Origin of the sequence: Glutamicibacter sp. PAEs-4 (genome assembly GCF_051161755.1) — a bacterium.
GTDB lineage: Bacteria > Actinomycetota > Actinomycetes > Actinomycetales > Micrococcaceae > Glutamicibacter > Glutamicibacter nicotianae.
Genome location: NZ_CP195017.1, coordinates 238112 through 254814 on the forward strand (window position 1 = coordinate 238112; position 16703 = coordinate 254814).

Below are 16703 nucleotides of genomic sequence, written 5' to 3' on the forward strand. Positions count from 1 at the left end.
AGGAGAACCTTCCGCCAGCGGAGCGGCTACGGTTCGACGCTGACGCCTTCTTCCCTGGATTTGCCCGAGACCCGCAAGTTCCACTGGGTGAGCACCTTGGAATCGGTGGCCTTGGTGACAGCGGAGACCACGGCAAAGGTCGCCGCGGAGGCGATCAGGCCGTAGTAGATCGGTTCGTTGGCGTAGACGCCATCGAACTTGTTCTCAGCTTGGATCTCCAAGATGATCATGGTGCCCAGCGTGACCACGGTGCCCACGGCCATGGACGCAGTTGCGCCCGCGCCGTTGCCGCGCTTCCACAGCAGGCCGCCGATGATGGCCACCAGCAGGCCGCCGACCAGGATGTCGTAGGCGATGGTCAGCGCGGCGACTACGTCGTCGACGAGGATCGCCAGGGTCACCGTGACGATGCCGAGGACCAGCACCCAAATGCGGTTCGCCCGCACGTCGTGCTCCGGGTTCAGATCGGTGTTCACCTGGATATCCTTGCCGAACCAGCTGGCCACGAATGGGGTCACGTCGGTACGGGCCACGGTAGCCGCTGCAATCAGCGCGCCCGACGCGGTGGACATCATCGCGGCCACGGCGGCGGCCATGACCAATCCGCCCACGGCTACCGGCAGCAGCTGGGTGGCGACCTCGGCGTAGACCACGTCCTTGTTGTCTGCCGCCCCGACGATATCCGGCAGGGCGACCTTGGCCGCCATGCCGATGAGCGCGCCGGCGATGCCATAGACGATGCAGTAGATCCCGGCGGTGGTACCGCCCCAGCGGGCGACCTTCGGGGTCTTCGCGGTGAACACGCGCTGCCAGATGTCCTGGCCGATCAGCAGGCCCAGGGTGTAGACCACGAAGTAGGTGATGATGGACTGCACGCCGATGCCGGTGATGTCGAAGAATTCTGCACCGATGCGTTCGCGGATGCCGTCCAGGCCGCCGGCGGCATGCATGGAGAATGGCAGCATCAGGGCGAAGATGCCGATGGTCTTGATGATGAACTGAACCTGGTCGGCCAGGGTAATGGACCACATGCCGCCGATGGTCGAGTAGACGACCACGATGGCGCCGCCGATGGCGATGGCCAGCCATTTCTCCCAGCCGAAGAGCACCACGAAGATGGTGGCGTAGGCGCTGGTGGAGGTGGCGCAGAGCATCAGCGTATAAGCCAGCATGACGATGCCGGAGGTGTTTGTAGCTGTCTGGCTTCCATAGCGCAGGGAGAGCATTTGCGAAACGGTGAAGACCTTGAGCTTCTGCAGCGTCGGGGCGAACGCCAGCGACAGCAGGATCACGCCGGCGCCGATGGCGACCACGAGCCACATGCCGGAAATGCCCCACTTGTAGCCCAGGCCCACGCCGCCCACGGTGGAGGCGCCGCCAAGCACCACTGCGGCCATGGTTCCGGTATAGAGGAACGGGCCGAGGCGGCGGCCGGCCACCAGGTAGTCGCTGCTGTTCTTGGTGCGGGACTTGCCCCACCAGCCAAAGGCCAGCATTGCGGCCAGGTAGGCGGCGACAATCGCGCCGTTGATGAATTCCATGGAGAACCTCGATGTCCGGGCGCATGCAGCGCTTACTGTAAGTAAACTTTTGTTGCACCATAGGCTACTCGCGCTTAAGTCGCCGATCAATGAAATTGGCAATTATTGCCTGCCACACGGCTCGCGCCGGCTGTGATGTGATGAATCAAACTGTTCCATCCAGTGAAACTTTCTAGACATTTTGCGTCGAAATATGCTTCACGTACGGCATCGTGTCACATATGCGTAGCATTCGATCGGCAATGTGTGCAGTCGCAGCTTGTTTAGTACTGTTTCAGGTTGACGCAGCGTTGCATCGTTGGCCAGCAGGGCCGTTTCCCCGCCGTTGCGTCAGATGATTTCCCGAAACCAGAAAGACGCCTAGAAGATGAGTGAAAAAGGTCAGGGCCTGACGAAGAAGTCGGCCGGACACGTCATTGTCGACACGCTTGCCGCGCACGGCGTGGAACGAGCCTACGTAGTACCGGGTGAAAGCTACCTGGATGTCCTGGACGGGCTGCATAACTCGCCAATCGAAACCGTGGTCTGCCGCCACGAAGGCGGAGCCACCTACATGGCCGAAGCCGAAGGCAAGATGCACCAGCGTCCCGGCGTTGCCATGGTGACCCGCGGACCCGGAGCCGCCAATGCCCACGTCGGCCTGCATACCGCATGGCAGGACTCGACCCCGCTGGTGCTGTTCGTGGGATTGATCCCGTTCGAGCACCGTGAAAAGGAAGCCTTTCAGGAATTCGATCCGAAGGCATGGTTCGGCACCGGCGCCAAGCGCGTCATGATTCTGGACCACGCCGATCGCGCCAGCGAAGTCGTCGCCGAGGCAATGTTCGCCGCGATGTCCGGACGCCCGGGCCCGGTGGTTGTCGGCCTGCCGGAAGACATCATCCGCAACGAAATTTCTGCCGAAATCCACCCGGAAATCCCGGTGGCCACCGGCGGCATGACCGTAACCGACTGGAAGGCGCTGAACTCCGCCCTGCAGGAAGCAGACAAGCCGCTGTTCATCTTCGGTGGCAACGACTGGTCCCACGAGGGTGCCGCGGACTTCACCCGCTGGCTCGAGGAGCACGACCTGCCGGCCGCTGCCGAATGGCGTTGCGAGGGCACCGTGCCTTTCAGCTCGCCATCCTATGTCGGACCGATCGGCTACGGCCGCCCCAAGCCGACCTATGATCTGCTGGAGGAAACTGACCTGCTGATCTTCGTCGGCACGGTTCCAGGCGATGTCATCACCGACGGCTTCAACGTCCGCCAGAACTGGGACAAGAAGAACTTCCTCGTCACCATCGACCCGTCGCTGCGCGGGCGTTCCGGCCCGGTATCGCACCAGATTGTCGCCAAGCCTGATGTCTTTGTCCGCGACCTGCTGCTGATGGATCTGCCGGTCAAGGAATCCTGGAAGGAATGGACCTCGCGGATGCGTGGCGAGCAGGAGAAGTTCGCCGAGCTTCCACCGGCACAGCCATCCGAAGGCCAGGCAAAGATGGCCACCATGATGGCCAATCTGGTCGAATCCCTTCCGGAAGATGCCATGGTGACCTTCGGCGCCGGCGAGCACACCAACTGGGCCCACCGCTACTTCCCGACCAACGGTTACGCTTCCATGCTCTCGGCACGCAACGGTTCCATGGGCTACTCGATCCCTTCGGCCGTCGCCGCATCGCTGAATTACCCGGGCCGCCGCGTGGTGAGCATCGCCGGTGACGGCGAGTTCTTGATGAACGGCCAGGAGCTGGCAACTGCCGCCCAGTACGGCGCCACCCCGCTGGTGATCATCATGGACAACCAGCAGTACGGAACCATCCGCACCCACCAGGAACGCCAGTACCCGGAACGTGTCTCCGGAACCCAGTTGCTGAATCCCGACTTCGCGTTGATGGCGCAGTCCTTCGGCGGCTTCGGCGTCCGCGTCGAGGATGATGCAGATGTTCCGGCGGCACTGGCAAGTGCGCTGCGGGCTATCGACGAGAATAAGCAGTTCGCGTTGATCCACTTGGTGGTGGAGCAGGGCGTCAAGGCCTACTAGGCGCTTGCTCTCTTCAGCAAACCGTCTGGTCTGCGATGCGCAATTCCAGCGGGTATCGTTTTGGACGATGCCCGCTGGACGCTTTTAACCAGGAAGCCGAGGCAGGCCCGAACCTGGTACTGTCCAGCGGCCAGCTTCGGGCCACCGCCGTAGCGCGTAGAAGATCACAACCGCGCGGGCCGTTCTGTCTTGGCACGCGCCCGCTGAGGAAATAAGATGAATTGCTACCGAATCCCGTGAGCACTAGAACCCCGACCACGAGGTGGATAATCTGATGGCACAGATGAGCGAAGAGCTCATTGAGCAGTGGGCCGACGCGACTGCTGAAATCTACAATGAGTCCCTGACTGGCATTAACCTGACCCGTCTGCCCGAGGCAGTGGCCCAGTACGTCGAACTCTTCGCGCAGAGCGAGAACCTGACGTTCAACGGGGAAGCCACCCCCACCGATTACTTTGACAATCACCCATTCCTCGCAGTGACCGCAGTGCTCAACAGCCCTGAGGCGATGGAGGTGCTGGATTCCGACGCGCAGGACGCATTGGACGCCATGGCCGACTTCACCGAGGCCTGGTACAACTTCGACCTCGAGAACGAGCCCGAACTGGGCATCTCCGAGGCCGATGACGACGGCGACGAAGACTGGTAAGTCTTCCCCCGGCTAAGGCCGGCACCCAGCAGCACCATGCTCGCTGGGTGCCGGCCTTTGCCGTTGGATAGCGGGAAATGGATCGCATGGCAACAGCCATGGAACTATTCCATTTGGCCGCCGAGGGTGGCACTATTCGCATATGAGCCAGTTCAGCGTCTTCGAGAGCACCGTGGTCATCCACCTGCCGGTGCACCGTGTCTGGGAGCTGCTTACCGATTGGGCAGCAACACCCTTGTGGATCCATGGCATCGGTTCCATGCATTCGGACGACCCGGAACTCAAGGTCGGCACCAACCTCGTGTACCGCGTGGCCGGGCATGAACGCGTGTATCGCGTCCATGACCTTATCGAGAACCGCCTGCTGATCCTGCATACCTCGGAAAATCCCGATGGGCTCTCCTACCGCTACGACCTGAAGGATGACGCGGGGCACACCGAGGTAGTGCTGCAGGTGGCGATCATCAATCCGGACCTGACAGTGGAGCAGTGCGAGGAGCTGGCGGCGAATATCCGTGAAAGCGAAGGCGACAAGCTGGACCAGCTGCGGCTCTACGCAGAGCAGGCTCCCTGAGCGGCAGCCGTTGGCGGGCAGCTATTTGGCAGAGCCGGGAGCCGGCGCCGAGGCGTAGGCCTTCGAGTTCTCCAGCTGGCCATTGAAGAGCTGGTCCACGGTGACCGGGGTGTAGCCAGCGGCCTTCAATTTCTTCACCAGATCCGGCACGGCCTTGATTGAGCTCTCATGGATGTCATGCATCAGGATGATCGATCCCGGCTGGACTTCGTCCATGGCGATGCGCACGGTCTTCTTCGGATCATGGTGCTTCCAATCCAGGGTGTCCACATCCCATAGCACCAACGGGTAGGGGACCAGTCGATCATAAACGGCGCCGTGGCTCCCATAGGGAGGCCGGAAGACGGTCGGCTTCTTCCCGGCAGCCTTTTCTACCGCATCGCTGGTCCACCCCAGCTCATGCTCGATCTGCTCCCGGGTCAGCGACGTGAGATCCGCATGGTCCCAGGTGTGGCTGCCCAGCTGGTGGCCTTCGGCAGCCATGCGCTTGACCGTCTCGGGGTACTTGGCGATGTTCTTCCCGACGAGGAAGAAGGTCGCTGGCGCATCCGCCGCCTCCAGTTCGTCGAGCAGCCGTCCGGTGTATTGGCCGGGACCGTCATCGAAGGTCAGCGCCACGCAGCGGGCCATGGTGCAGTCCACCTGCTCGCTGGTGGCAGAGGCGGTCGGTTGCGCATCGGGCGCAGGTGCAGATACCGGGGAACATGAAACCAGGCAGGCCAGTGACAGCGGCAGCAGCAGGGACCGGCGCGCCACGCCGGGCAAACGGGAAATCATCCTTCCACCATCTCGCCATCCCGCAGCGATGCCCGGGACCTACACGCCCAAAGCCGCTGGGAATTCGATCCGTGCTCGCCTAACGCCAGCTGGCCGGAGCTTCTCAGCCGCGCTCGCCGTCCAGCGCGGCCGGGACTGGGGCCGAGAGCGGATGCGCGATCTCGTCGTGGGCAAATTTCCCTGCCCACCAGGCGATGATTCCGAACAATGGCGAGGCGAGGCCGGCGATGATGAAAATCGCCTGCAGGCTGAGCACCTGGGTCAAGGGCCCGGCGGCCGCCATGGACAGCGGCATCAGCGCCAGCGAGACGAAGAAATCCAGGCTGGAGATCCGTCCGAGCAGATGGCCTGGCACCCGGCGCTGGAGCAGGGTGCCCCAGATGACCATGCCCACGGCGTCGGTGATGCCGAAGGCCAGCAGGATCGCGAACAGCATCCAGGCTTCATCGACATAGCCCACCAAAGCCAGGGGCAGGGTGCCCAGGCACCAGCAAGCGGTCATCAGGCTCAGGTAGCGCCGCGGGAATTTCGCGGAGGCAACCAGCAGCGAGCCGATTGCCGAACCGAGGCCGAAGAAGGCCAGGGCGAAGCTGAACAGCTGCGCATCCCCGTGCAGGTTGCCGCTGACGATGAACGGGAGCAGCACCTCGAAGGGGCCGATGAAGGTGAACACGGAAATGACCGAGAACAGCAGCGTCCACAGCAGCCAGCGGGTGCGCACCGTGTAGCCGATGCCCTCGCGCAGCTGGCGCAGCATCCCGGGCTGCCCCTGGCCGTCAACTGGCCCCGGCGCGTTGTATGCCTGGCGGTTGGGGATCCGGCGCAGCATCAGCAGCGCCGCCAGGTGGACCACCGCGATGCCGACGATGGCATGCGCCGGCGACAGCGCGGCCACCACGAAGCCTGCGGCCATCGGTCCCAGGGCGGTGTGCACCACTGGACGGGCGGTTCCCTCCAGCCCGTTGGCGGCCAGCAGCTGCTCGGCGGGCAGCATCTTGGGCAGCAGTGCGGAGTAGGCCGGGTAGAAGAAGGCCGAACCTGCCCCGGTGCAGAAGCCGGCGAGGATCAGGTGCCACAGCTGCAGGACCTCGGTGATGGCCAGCAGCGCGGTGACGCCCATCACCGCCAGCGACAGCGCCTCGACCAGCATCACGATCCGCCGGCAGGAATGGCGGTCCGCCATGATCCCGCCGAGCAGCACGAAGCAGAGCAGCCCGGCGGCGCTGGCGGTGGCCACCGCTGACAGCTCCATCGGTCCGCCGCCCAAGCGGCGCACCTGGTAGACCATTGCCACGGCCCACATGCCGGCGGCAAAGGTGGAGAAGACGAGTGCGCTGGCCAGCAGGGCGTAGTCGCGGTAGGCGAACGGCTTGATGAGGCGCAGCGCAGAGGTTTTGAGCGCGCTCATGAAAGCTCCTGCGGTAGTGCGTAGGAACTATCATCCATCCAGTGATTGAGTTCTGTCAATCAGTGAGGGGGCTTTAAAGAAGCCGGGGACCATGCGGCGGCGCATGATCCCCGGGAAACCGCTGGAAACTACTCGGCGTCGTGGTCGGTCTCCAAGATGGTGACCAGCTGGTCAAGGGCAGCTTCTGCGCCTTCGCCCTCGGCACGCAGGACCACGGTGGTGCCGTGCTCAGCGCCCAGGCCCATCAGCGAGAGGATGCTCGAAGCGTCCATTGCCTCGTCTGCTGGCTCGCCTTCCAGAGCGATGGTGACCTCTACCGGAAGCTCTGCTGCTGCTTCGGCGAAGATTGCTGCCGGGCGGGCGTGCAGGCCGACGCGGCTGCCGATAATTGCTTTACGTTCTGCCATGATGGCTCCTTCAGGATCTTGTGAACGGTCGTTGAAGATAAATTCTAGTGGCCTACAGGCCGAAGCGGTCCAGTTCGCTCAGCTCGGCGCGAACAGCGCTGCGGGCCAGCTCGGCAGACGGAGCATCCAGTGCCAGCTTGGCCAGGCGCTGGGCCTTGGCGAAGTCCACGGTGCGAAGCACTGCGGAGACCGGAGCCAGCGCGCGCTTGTTCATTGACAAGGTGGTGACACCCAAGCCCACCAGGACCACGGCCAGCGCAGGGTCGGCTGCGGCCTCGCCGCAAACGCCTACCGGCTTGCCATCGGCGCTCTGGGCGCCTGCGGTAGTGGCAGCGACCATGTGTAGCACAGCTGGCTGCCATGGGTCGTTGAGCTCGGCCAAGGTGCCCAGCTGGCGATCCGCAGCCATGGTGTACTGGGTCAGATCATTGGTGCCAATGGAGACGAAGTCGCAGCGCTGCAGGATCTGGCCAGCCAGGACGGCGGCTGAAGGCACTTCGATCATGGTTCCGGCGGTAGCCAGGCCAGCAGCCTTGGCCATCTCGGCGAAATCCTGTGCCTCGGCCGGGGTGGAGATCATCGGGGCCATGACCCAGACATCTGCCTCGTGCTCGCTGGTCGCCTGGGCGATGGCCTTGAGCTGGCGTTCCAGCACACCCGGGCTGGTCAGGTCGGTGCGGTAGCCGCGAACACCCAGTGCCGGGTTCGGCTCGCTGGAGTCGGTCAAGAATGGCAACGGCTTATCCGCGCCGGCATCCAGGGTGCGAACAACAACCTTCTTGCCCGGGAAGGCGGCAAAAACGGCGCCGTACGCAGCAACCTGCTCCTCATGGGTCGGCTCTTTTTCCTTGCCCAGGAAGCAGAACTCGGTGCGCAGCAGGCCCACGCCTTCGGCGCCGGCTTCAGCTGCCAGCTGGGCGTCCTCGCCGCTGCCCACATTGGAGAGCAGCGGAACGCGGTAGCCATCGGCCAGCTCGCCGGTGCCGGAGAAGTCCGGCAGGACCTCGCGGTTGGCGTAGGTGGAGGCCAGGTGCTCTTCGGCTTCGGTGGGGTCGGTGATGACCTGTCCGTCGATGCCGTCGACAAAGACGTAGTCCCCATCGGCCAGCTCGGTGGTTTCCGGAGCGGCAACAATGGCTGGCAGCCCCAGCGAGCGGGCGATGATCGCGGTGTGCGACTGCGGTCCGCCATCGGAGGTGACCAGGGCCAGCACCTTGGCTGGGTCCAGGGTCGCGGTGTCCGCTGGCGCCAGATCCACGGCGGCCAGGATGAATGGCTCATCCGAATCCGGGATGCCCGGGGCAGGGACCCCGCGCAGTTCTGCCACGATGCGGGCGCGCACGTCCAGCACGTCGCCGGCGCGTTCAGCCATGTAGCCGCCCAGCGCGGTGAGCTGGGTAGCGACCGCGTCAGCGGCCTCCCAGATCGCCGATTCGGCGCAGGTGCCGCCGGCTACCAGCTTGGTGGCGGACTTGATCAGCGAACGGTCGCTGGCCATCAATGCGGTGGCCTTCAGCACGGCCTGCGCATCTCCGGTGGCCAGCGCTGCGCGCTCCTTGAGCCCAGCGGCCACGGCCTTGGAGGCCTCGGCCAGGCGCTGGGTTTCTTCCTCCGGGCTTACGCCCGCTGGCAGCGGCGCGCCATCTGCCGGTGCAACGATTGGCTCAGGCATGCGGCGCACGTACCCGATGACGCGTCCGGCGCTCACGCCTACTCCGGTGAACTGCTTGCTCATGCTGCGACCTTTGCCGGTTCAGCGGCTCCCGCAGGAGCCTTGCGTACATACTTCTTCAGAACGATAACTGCTGCTGCTGAGATAACCGTACCAATCAAGGTGGCCAGCAGGAACAGCGGCCAGGTGTTGTTCATGGCGAAGAAGACGAAGATGCCGCCGTGCGGGGCCTGGCTGACCACATCGAAGCTCATGATCAGCGAGCCGGTAACACCGGCACCGATCATCGAGGCCGGGATCACGCGCAGCGGGTCGGCTGCGGCGAATGGAATGGCGCCTTCCGAGATGAATGCGGCACCCAGCAGCCAGGCGGCCTTGCCGTTTTCGCGTTCGGCTTCGGTGAACAGCTTGGAAGCGACGGTGGTGGCTAGGGCCAGAGCCAGTGGCGGAACCATGCCGGCGGCCATGACGGCAGCCATGATCATCATCGGGGCGGGGTTATCGGCCAGCGATGCGGTACCCAGTCCGGCCACGGCGAAGGAGTACGCCACCTTGTTCACCGGTCCCCCGAGGTCGATGGCCATCATCAGTCCGAGCACCAGGCCGAGCACGGCTGCGGCGGTGCCGGACATGCCCGAAAGCCAGCCGTTCAAGGCTTCGGTCAGCTTGGCGATAGGACCACCGAGGAACAGGAACATCAAGCCCGAGGCGATGATCGAGCCCAGCAGCGGCACGATGACCACGGGCATCAGCCCGCGCATCCAGCGTGGAACATTCCACGAGTTGATCCAGCGGCAGGCTAGGCCGGCGATCAAGCCGCCGACAATGCCGCCGATGAACCCGGCCCCCATGAAGCCGGCCACCGCGCCTGCGGTGAAGCCCGGCGCGATGCCCGGGCGGTCGGCGTAGGCGTAGGCGATGTAGCCGCCCAGCGCCGGAACCAGGAAGCCCATGGACAGGCCACCGATCTTGAACGCCACCGCGCCGAGGTAGGCTCCCAGTGGTCCGAATGGGGTCTCAAGCTGCGACATGACGTCGGCACCGGGCAGGTTGAACAGGGTGTTGGATCCCAGCACGTCATCGGCCACATCAGTGATCGAGTAGCCGCCGAGCAGGAAGCCCAGCGCGATGAGCAGGCCGCCACCGGCAACAAAAGGAATCATGTAGGAGACACCGGTGAGCAGAGCGCGCTTCAGGCCCGCGCCGAAGGACTCGGAGCCGTTCTTCTCCTCGGCCGTTGCGGTGGTCCCGGCGGGAACGCGGCGTGCCTGCGGATCCTCGGAGGCGGCGATGGCGTCGTTGATCAGCTTTTCCGGCTCATCGATGCCGCGCTTGACCGGAACCTGGATGACCGGCTTGCCGGCGAAGCGGCCACGGTCACGCACGTCTACGTCCACCGCGAAGATCACTGCGTCGGCAGCTTCGACCACTGCCGGGTCCAGCGGGGTGGAACCCGAGGAGCCCTGGGTTTCCACGGCGAAGTCCACGCCCATTTCCTCGGCGGTCTGGGCCAGCGAGTCGGCGGCCATGTAGGTGTGGGCGATGCCGGTAGGGCATGCGGTCACCGCGACGATCGACTTCTTCTTAGGTCCCGCAGTGGCTGCCGGGGCCTCGGAAGCGGCTGGAGCGGCCGCGGCTACAGGGGCGGAGGCCGGCTTGTCGGCAACAACTTCGCGTACCAGTTCCACGATCTGAGCTTCGCTTTGCGCTTCGCGCAGCGAGCCGGTGAAGGACTTCTTGACCAGCGCGCGGGCGAGCTTGGAGAGCAGCTTCAGGTGGGCCTGGTCGGCGCCATCCGGGGCGGCGATGAAGAAGACCAGGTCGGCTTCGCCGTCCTTGGCGCCGAAGTCGACCTTCGGGTTCAGGCGGGCCATGGCCAGGGTCGGCTCGGTCACCGCGGCCGAACGGCAATGCGGGATGGCAATGCCGCCGGGAACGCCCGTGGCGGTCTTGGCTTCGCGGGCCTTGCCGTCGGCAGCCAGGGCACCGGCATCGGTGGCACGGCCCTGTTCAGCAACCAGCGAGGCCAGCTTTTCGATGACTTCACTCGTGCTGTTGCCCAGATCGGCATCGAGCAGCACGAGCTCTGCGGTGATTAGTTCACTCATGACTCGGTTCCTTGCTTTGGAGTAAGTTCGTGGACGGTGACGGCGTCAACGGTGAGATCGGATTGGGTCGGGATGGTGGAGCCTGGCAGCTGCGTGGCGGCAGCCCCGTAGGCGACGGCGTTTTTCAGCCGTTCAGGGGCGCTGGCCCCTGCAACATCTGCCAGCAGGTAGCCGGCCAGCGACGAGTCGCCGGCCCCCACCGTGCTGCGCGGGGTGATCGGGGTGTGCGTTCCGTGCCAGACGCCATCCTCGGTGACCAGCAGGGCGCCCTTGGCGCCCAGGGTGGCCAGGACTGCGCCGATGCCCTTGGCCAAAAGCTTTTGCGAGCATTCGGTGGCCAGCTCTACCGAGCCTTCCAGCGCTTCCTCGTCGCAGCCGCCGACCAGTTCAGCCAGTTCTTCGGCGTTGGGCTTGATCAGATCCGGGATGTGCTGCGCGCTGTGGGCGAAGAGCTCGACCAGCGGAGCGCCAGAGGTGTCCACCGCGATCTTCGGGCACTTCTCGCCCAGCTCGGCACGAAGCTTTGCGGTGAGCTGCGCGTAGAAGTCGGCGGGGACCTCTGGTGGCAGCGACCCGGCCAGCACCAGCCAGTTGGCTTCGGCGGCCGCGCCGGCGACCAGCGCGCTGAGCTCGGCCAGCTGGCCGGCATCAAGGCTCGGGCCAGGCTCGTTGATCTTGGTGGTGGTGCCATCGGGATCGGTCAGCGTGATGTTGGTGCGCAGCGGTTCGGTGATCGACAGGGTGCGGTGCGCCAGCTTGTCGCTGGACAGCGCGGTGATCAGTGGGTCGGTGCTGGCGCCGGGCAGTACGGCCAGGGTCGGGACGCCGGCCGCGGCGATGGCGCGGGAAACGTTCACGCCCTTGCCGGCGGCCTGCACGTGGCTGGCGGTGGCGCGCTGTACTGCGCCGTGGGAGAGCGGTTCGCCCAGTTCAATGGTTTTATCCAGTGCCGGGTTGACGGTCAGGGTCACAATCATGCGATCACCACTTCTACATCTGCGGCTTCCAAGGCGGCGGCGAGTTCTTCGCCGGGCTGCTGATCGGTGACCAGCGTGTCAACGGAATCCAGGCGGGCGAAGCAGACCAGGGTTTCCTGGTCGAACTTGGAGCTGTCGGCCAACAGGACCACGCGGCGTGCGCTGGTCACCAGTGCGCGCTTCACGGCCGCTTCCAGCGGATCGGGGGTGCTCAATCCGAAGCCTGCGTGCAGGCCGTTGGTGCCGATGAAGGCGATGTCCGCGCGGTGCCGCGAGTATTCCTCGACGGTCTGCGCTCCGGAGGTCGCGCCGGTCAGTCCGCGCACGCGTCCGCCGATGAGCTCCAGGATGCCTGACTGGCTCTGCACCAGCACCGAAGCGATAGGCAGGGCGTGGGTGATGACGACCAAACCGGCGTTGGCGTTGGTGCGCAGCATATGTTCTGCGAGGAATTCGGTGGTGGTGCCGGCATCGATGATGACCGAGGCATCCGAGACCGGCAGCAGGCTCAGGGCGCGCTGGGCGATGCGGGATTTCGCGTCGGCGTGGATTGCGGTGCGCACCAGGTGGCTTTCCTCGCGGGTGCTGGCCTCGGTGGTGGTGACCGCTCCGCCATGGACTCGGCGCAAGAAATTCTCTGATTCGAGTTGGGCGAGGTCGCGGCGGACCGTTTCCCGGGTGATTTCAAAGCGTTCGGCGAGCTGCGCGACGGAAACTTTTCCGTCCGATTCAAGCTGCTCGACGATCAGCCGGTGTCGTTCTTCGGCGAACATTTCCTGCCTCCGGGATTCCTCATGACCTGCACCACATGAATCTGTGTTTCCATGACTTTATGCCCGAATGCGTGGGAACGTCAAGTGAAATGTGAGGGAAATTTAACGAACCGGACATTCGAAAGTGGTTATAGTTGGCATTTTGCCGAGTGAGGTGTCGGTTGGTCGCAAAAATCGGCCTGGAAACTTTGATCCATCAAGTCTGGGTCCGCGGTTTGTGCAGGTCCTGGCATTCGGGATCCGATGCCGCGGGTTCACTCTTGCCGACCAATCCGATCTTCTTTCAAGTGACCACGTATACCTCTTGAGTTCTAGAATGTATGGTTAGCAAAATCTTGATATGTGGGAGATTGATGTCGAGATCGTCGAAGGCTGGCTCATGCCGCTTGATGACGAGTCGTAGGCTCACGTGATTTCTGCGCTGAGGCTCCCGGGTCCCAGGAGGATACGCATCTTATTCGCAGATGAGCCCGCTGGGCATGCCATCTTATTGGTGGCTGGTGATAAACGCGGACACTGGGAGAACTGGTACCGAGAAAACATTCCTGTCGCGGATTATTTGTACGAAGCTCGTTTAGAACAGCTACGGAAAGGCGGACGCAATGACTAAGAATCTCGAAGAGCTACTGGCGCAAAGGCCTGTGAACGAACAGTCCGCATCAATATTTGAGGATCAATTGCGCGCCGAAATCCGCGCCTATCGCCTCAGGGAGTTGCGTGAAAAATCGGTACTCACGCAGTCCGCGATGGCTAAGGTCCTGGACGTCAGCCAGAAACGAGTCTCCAACATCGAGCACGGCGCGGTTGAGCGGGCAAAAGTTGATACTTTGCGCAGGTGCGTTGAAGCGCTCGGTGGGACGTTGCTCGTGGAAGCGAAATTAGGCGATGAAACTTATCGGATCGCCTAGAGCTGGACTGTAAAAGAGAACCGATGCCGGTGCCGGGCAACCGTATAGGTTGCCCGGCACCGGCATAAGATCATCAGGACTGGTTAGGCGAGGACCTGTCGCTTCGAGGAAATCACGCCAGTGTTGAAGCCGGCAAGGCGCAGGCCGCCGTGGAAGCGGGCGTGCTCGATCTTCACGCAGCGGTCCATGACTACATTCATGCCCGCGGCCTCGGCACGACGGGCCACTTCCTCGTGCCAGGATCCCAGCTGCAGCCACAGGGTCTTCGCGCCCACGGCCAGGGCCTCGTCCAGCACGCCGGGCAGGTCATCATGTTTGCGGAAGACCTCCACCAGATCCGGGGTCTCCGGCAGGTCGGCCAGCGACTTGTAGACCGGCTGGCCCAAGATCTCATCGAGTACCGGGTTGATGAAGTACACCTTGTACTTGGACGAGGACAGCAGGTAGGTCGCGACGAAGTAGCTGGCACGCGAGGGCTTGTTCGATGCGCCCACGATGGCAATGGTCTTGGTGTCGCGCAGGATGCCCAGACGCTCGGCTGCGCCCGGACCTTCCCAGGTGCGTTCGGTGGTGCTCATTAGTTAGCTCCCTTCGGTGCTGCAGGAATGGCGCAAGCTGCACCGTCATAGGTTGGTGCCGCGAATTCTTCGGCGGAACCGGCGGCAGCTTCCTGCGAAGCGGCTAATGCCTGATCCAGATCCCAAAGGATGTCCTCGACATCTTCCAGACCCACCGACAGGCGGATCAGGTCTTCTGGAACGCCGGCGGCAACCAGCTGGTCAGCGCTCAGCTGCTGGTGTGTGGTGGACGCTGGGTGCAGCACCAAGGTGCGGGCATCACCGATATTGGCCAGGTGGCTGGCCAGCTGCAAGGCTTCGATGAACTTGGCACCGGCTTCGCGCCCGCCCTTCACGCCGAAGCTGAAGACCGAGCCTACACCCATCGGCAGCAGTTCCTTCGCGTGTGCGTGCTGCGGGTGGGAATCCAGTCCCGCATAGTTCACGTAGGTCACGCGCTCATCGGATTCCAGCCAGGCGGCGACCTGTTTGGCGTTGGACAGGTGGTTGTCCATGCGCTGCGGCAGGGTCTCCAGGCCCTGCAGCAGCTGGAACGCCGACTGGGCCGGCAGGGATGGTCCGAAGTCGCGCAGCTGTTCGCTGCGGAGCTTGGTCAAGAAGCCGTACTCGCCGAAGTTGTCCCACCAGGAGACATTGCCGTAGCTGGCTACCGGTTCGGTCATGGTGGGGAACTTGCCGTTGCCCCAGTTGAACTTGCCGGACTCGATGACCACGCCGCCCAGGGTGGTGCCGTGCCCGCCGATGAACTTGGTGGCCGAGTGGATCACGATGTCCGCGCCGTGCTCGATGGGGCGCAGGATGTATGGGGGAGTGAGCGTGGAATCCACGACCAGCGGGATGTTGTGGCGGTGCGCTACCTCGGCCAGGCCCTTCAGATCGGCGATGTCGCCGGACGGGTTGGCCACCACTTCGGTGTAGACGGCCTTGGTGTTCTCCTGGATCGCGGCTTCGAAGTCCGCTGGATCGTTGGAGTCGATGAAGGTGGTGTTCACGCCGAAGCGGCGCAGCGAGACATCCAGCTGGGTGATGGTGCCGCCGTAGAGCTTCGAGGAGGCCACAATGTGGTCGCCGGCCTGGGCCAGCGCGGCGAAGGTGACGAATTCGGCGGACATGCCCGAGCCGGTGGCTACCGCGCCGATGCCGCCTTCCAGCGAAGCCATGCGCTCTTCGAAGGCCGCCACGGTCGGGTTGCCGATGCGTGAGTAGATGTTGCCGTACTTCTGCAGGGCAAAGAGGTTGGCCGCATCGTCAGCGTCCTTGAACACGAACGAGGTGGTCTGGTAGATAGGTACTGCGCGTGAGCCATGCTCGGCATCGGGGGTGCCGCCGGCATGCAGGGCGCGGGTGCGGAATCCAAACTTGTGATCTGCCATGGTGGCTTACGACTCCTTGTCGACGGGGGTTTCACGTGCACCGCAGGGCGGGCCGCGATCGAGGCAGGAATCCCGGAATCAATGTCGCTTCCTGCCGTTCTCCAACGGGTAAGCGGCTGCATCGTTTCTGGCGGTAGCACCGTAACCACCGGATGTGGCAGGTTGCTGCGGCGTCATCGAACCAGATCTCTCAGCCGCTCGGGATGGTGTAATAATCTTCGCAACATGACCGTTCGTGACCCAACTATGAGTCGTAACGTTGCGTATCGGGCCTGTGATCGGAGATTCTTCGACATCTATGGCACCGGTAGGCTGGAGTCATGGATACTTCGCTGGCACTGGTTCGACACGGGCAGACCGATTGGAACCTTGCAGGCCGACTGCAGGGGCAAACCGACATCCCGCTGAACGAAACCGGACGCGAGCAAGCTCGCGAAGTCGGGCGCAAGCTCATCGGCCAAGACTTTTCGCTCATTCTGACATCCCCTTTGGCGCGTGCCCGGGAAACTGCCGTGCTGATTGCCCAGCAGATCGGGGCAGAAACGGGCAACGCAGTTCCGGAACTCATTGAACGCGGTTTCGGCCCGCTGGAGGGCCGGATCATGGCGGAGGTCAGCGACGAGGAATCGGCTGCCGCCGCAGACCAGATTGAGCCGCGTGCGCACATCTTGAACCGCGCGGTGCCAGCGCTGCTGGGCCTAGCCAGCAAGCATGCCGGACGCAAGATCATGATTGTGAGCCATGGGGCCACCATGCGCACCATTCGCGACGCCTTGGCAGGAACCAGGCAAGCCCAAGGCGTGGAGAATGGCGAAATTATCGACGTGGATTTGGCCCGGCTTGAGCAGCTCGCCGGTGAATCCGACTTGGTGGCATTCTAGGAATCCGTGCGGCAGCGGGGTGAATGACAAAATTTTTAATTCACACCTCACAGA

15 protein-coding genes and 1 riboswitch are annotated in these 16703 nt (G+C 63.6%); of the genes, 5 read left to right on the plus strand and 10 right to left on the minus strand.

What is annotated here, in order from left to right; genetic code table 11:
* Window positions 1-26: 26 nt before the first annotated feature.
* On the minus strand, window positions 27-1541 hold the full coding sequence (locus tag ACR9WD_RS01205) for a sodium:solute symporter (RefSeq protein WP_434922524.1): 1515 nt from the start codon (window positions 1539-1541) through the stop codon (window positions 27-29).
* A 367-nt stretch (window positions 1542-1908) separates the two neighbouring features.
* On the opposite strand from ACR9WD_RS01205, the gene ACR9WD_RS01210 reads away from it, so the two are divergent.
* From ACR9WD_RS01210 to ACR9WD_RS01220, 3 genes are all read left to right on the plus strand, one after another.
* Window positions 1909-3564: a thiamine pyrophosphate-dependent enzyme gene (locus ACR9WD_RS01210; protein WP_073707319.1), complete on the plus strand. Its 1656-nt coding sequence runs from the start codon at window positions 1909-1911 to the stop codon at window positions 3562-3564.
* 274 nt (window positions 3565-3838) lie between these two features.
* Window positions 3839-4213: a hypothetical protein gene (locus tag ACR9WD_RS01215; protein ID WP_254590971.1), complete on the plus strand. Its 375-nt coding sequence runs from the start codon at window positions 3839-3841 to the stop codon at window positions 4211-4213.
* A 142-nt stretch (window positions 4214-4355) separates the two neighbouring features.
* The gene (locus ACR9WD_RS01220; protein ID WP_038991977.1) at window positions 4356-4787 is read left to right on the plus strand and encodes an SRPBCC family protein; all 432 of its coding nucleotides are present in this window, start codon (window positions 4356-4358) and stop codon (window positions 4785-4787) included.
* Between the two features lie 21 nt (window positions 4788-4808).
* Here the strand turns inward: ACR9WD_RS01220 and ACR9WD_RS01225 are convergent, their stop codons facing one another.
* From ACR9WD_RS01225 to ACR9WD_RS01255, 7 genes are all read right to left on the minus strand, one after another.
* Window positions 4809-5564 (minus strand): polysaccharide deacetylase family protein, encoded by a 756-nt coding sequence (locus ACR9WD_RS01225; protein WP_434922525.1) that lies wholly within the window; start codon window positions 5562-5564, stop codon window positions 4809-4811.
* Window positions 5565-5667: 103 nt separating this feature from the next.
* On the minus strand, window positions 5668-6972 hold the full coding sequence (locus ACR9WD_RS01230; protein WP_434922526.1) for an MFS transporter: 1305 nt from the start codon (window positions 6970-6972) through the stop codon (window positions 5668-5670).
* Window positions 6973-7100: 128 nt separating this feature from the next.
* Window positions 7101-7379, minus strand: a complete 279-nt coding sequence (locus tag ACR9WD_RS01235) for an HPr family phosphocarrier protein (RefSeq protein ID WP_022875374.1) — start codon at window positions 7377-7379, stop codon at window positions 7101-7103.
* A 52-nt stretch (window positions 7380-7431) separates the two neighbouring features.
* Window positions 7432-9114, minus strand: a complete 1683-nt coding sequence (gene ptsP, locus ACR9WD_RS01240; protein WP_434922527.1) for a phosphoenolpyruvate--protein phosphotransferase — start codon at window positions 9112-9114, stop codon at window positions 7432-7434.
* Window positions 9111-11159: a PTS fructose transporter subunit IIABC gene (locus ACR9WD_RS01245; RefSeq protein WP_254590966.1), complete on the minus strand. Its 2049-nt coding sequence runs from the start codon at window positions 11157-11159 to the stop codon at window positions 9111-9113. Before ACR9WD_RS01245 ends, ptsP begins: the two co-directional genes overlap by 4 nt.
* The gene (locus ACR9WD_RS01250) at window positions 11156-12136 is read right to left on the minus strand and encodes a 1-phosphofructokinase family hexose kinase (protein WP_434922528.1); all 981 of its coding nucleotides are present in this window, start codon (window positions 12134-12136) and stop codon (window positions 11156-11158) included. Before ACR9WD_RS01250 ends, ACR9WD_RS01245 begins: the two co-directional genes overlap by 4 nt.
* The gene (locus ACR9WD_RS01255) at window positions 12133-12909 is read right to left on the minus strand and encodes a DeoR/GlpR family DNA-binding transcription regulator (protein ID WP_254590964.1); all 777 of its coding nucleotides are present in this window, start codon (window positions 12907-12909) and stop codon (window positions 12133-12135) included. Before ACR9WD_RS01255 ends, ACR9WD_RS01250 begins: the two co-directional genes overlap by 4 nt.
* 602 nt (window positions 12910-13511) lie before the next feature.
* Between ACR9WD_RS01255 and ACR9WD_RS01260 the strand changes: the two genes are divergently transcribed.
* Window positions 13512-13817, plus strand: a complete 306-nt coding sequence (locus tag ACR9WD_RS01260) for an XRE family transcriptional regulator (protein WP_434922529.1) — start codon at window positions 13512-13514, stop codon at window positions 13815-13817.
* A gap of 83 nt (window positions 13818-13900) precedes the next feature.
* On the opposite strand, the gene ACR9WD_RS01265 is transcribed toward ACR9WD_RS01260, so the two are convergent.
* Entirely contained in the window at window positions 13901-14395 is a 495-nt protein-coding gene (locus tag ACR9WD_RS01265; RefSeq protein ID WP_254590962.1) for a CoA-binding protein, read from the minus strand.
* Window positions 14395-15768, minus strand: a complete 1374-nt coding sequence (locus ACR9WD_RS01270) for an O-acetylhomoserine aminocarboxypropyltransferase/cysteine synthase family protein (RefSeq protein WP_434922530.1) — start codon at window positions 15766-15768, stop codon at window positions 14395-14397. The genes ACR9WD_RS01265 and ACR9WD_RS01270 overlap by 1 nt, the downstream gene beginning before the upstream one ends.
* Before the next feature lie 98 nt (window positions 15769-15866).
* A riboswitch (SAM riboswitch) is annotated at window positions 15867-15978 on the minus strand.
* A 110-nt stretch (window positions 15979-16088) separates the two neighbouring features.
* On the opposite strand from ACR9WD_RS01270, the gene ACR9WD_RS01275 reads away from it, so the two are divergent.
* Window positions 16089-16649, plus strand: coding sequence for a histidine phosphatase family protein (locus tag ACR9WD_RS01275; RefSeq protein WP_434922531.1), 561 nt, complete (start codon window positions 16089-16091; stop codon window positions 16647-16649).
* Window positions 16650-16703: the final 54 nt, after the last annotated feature.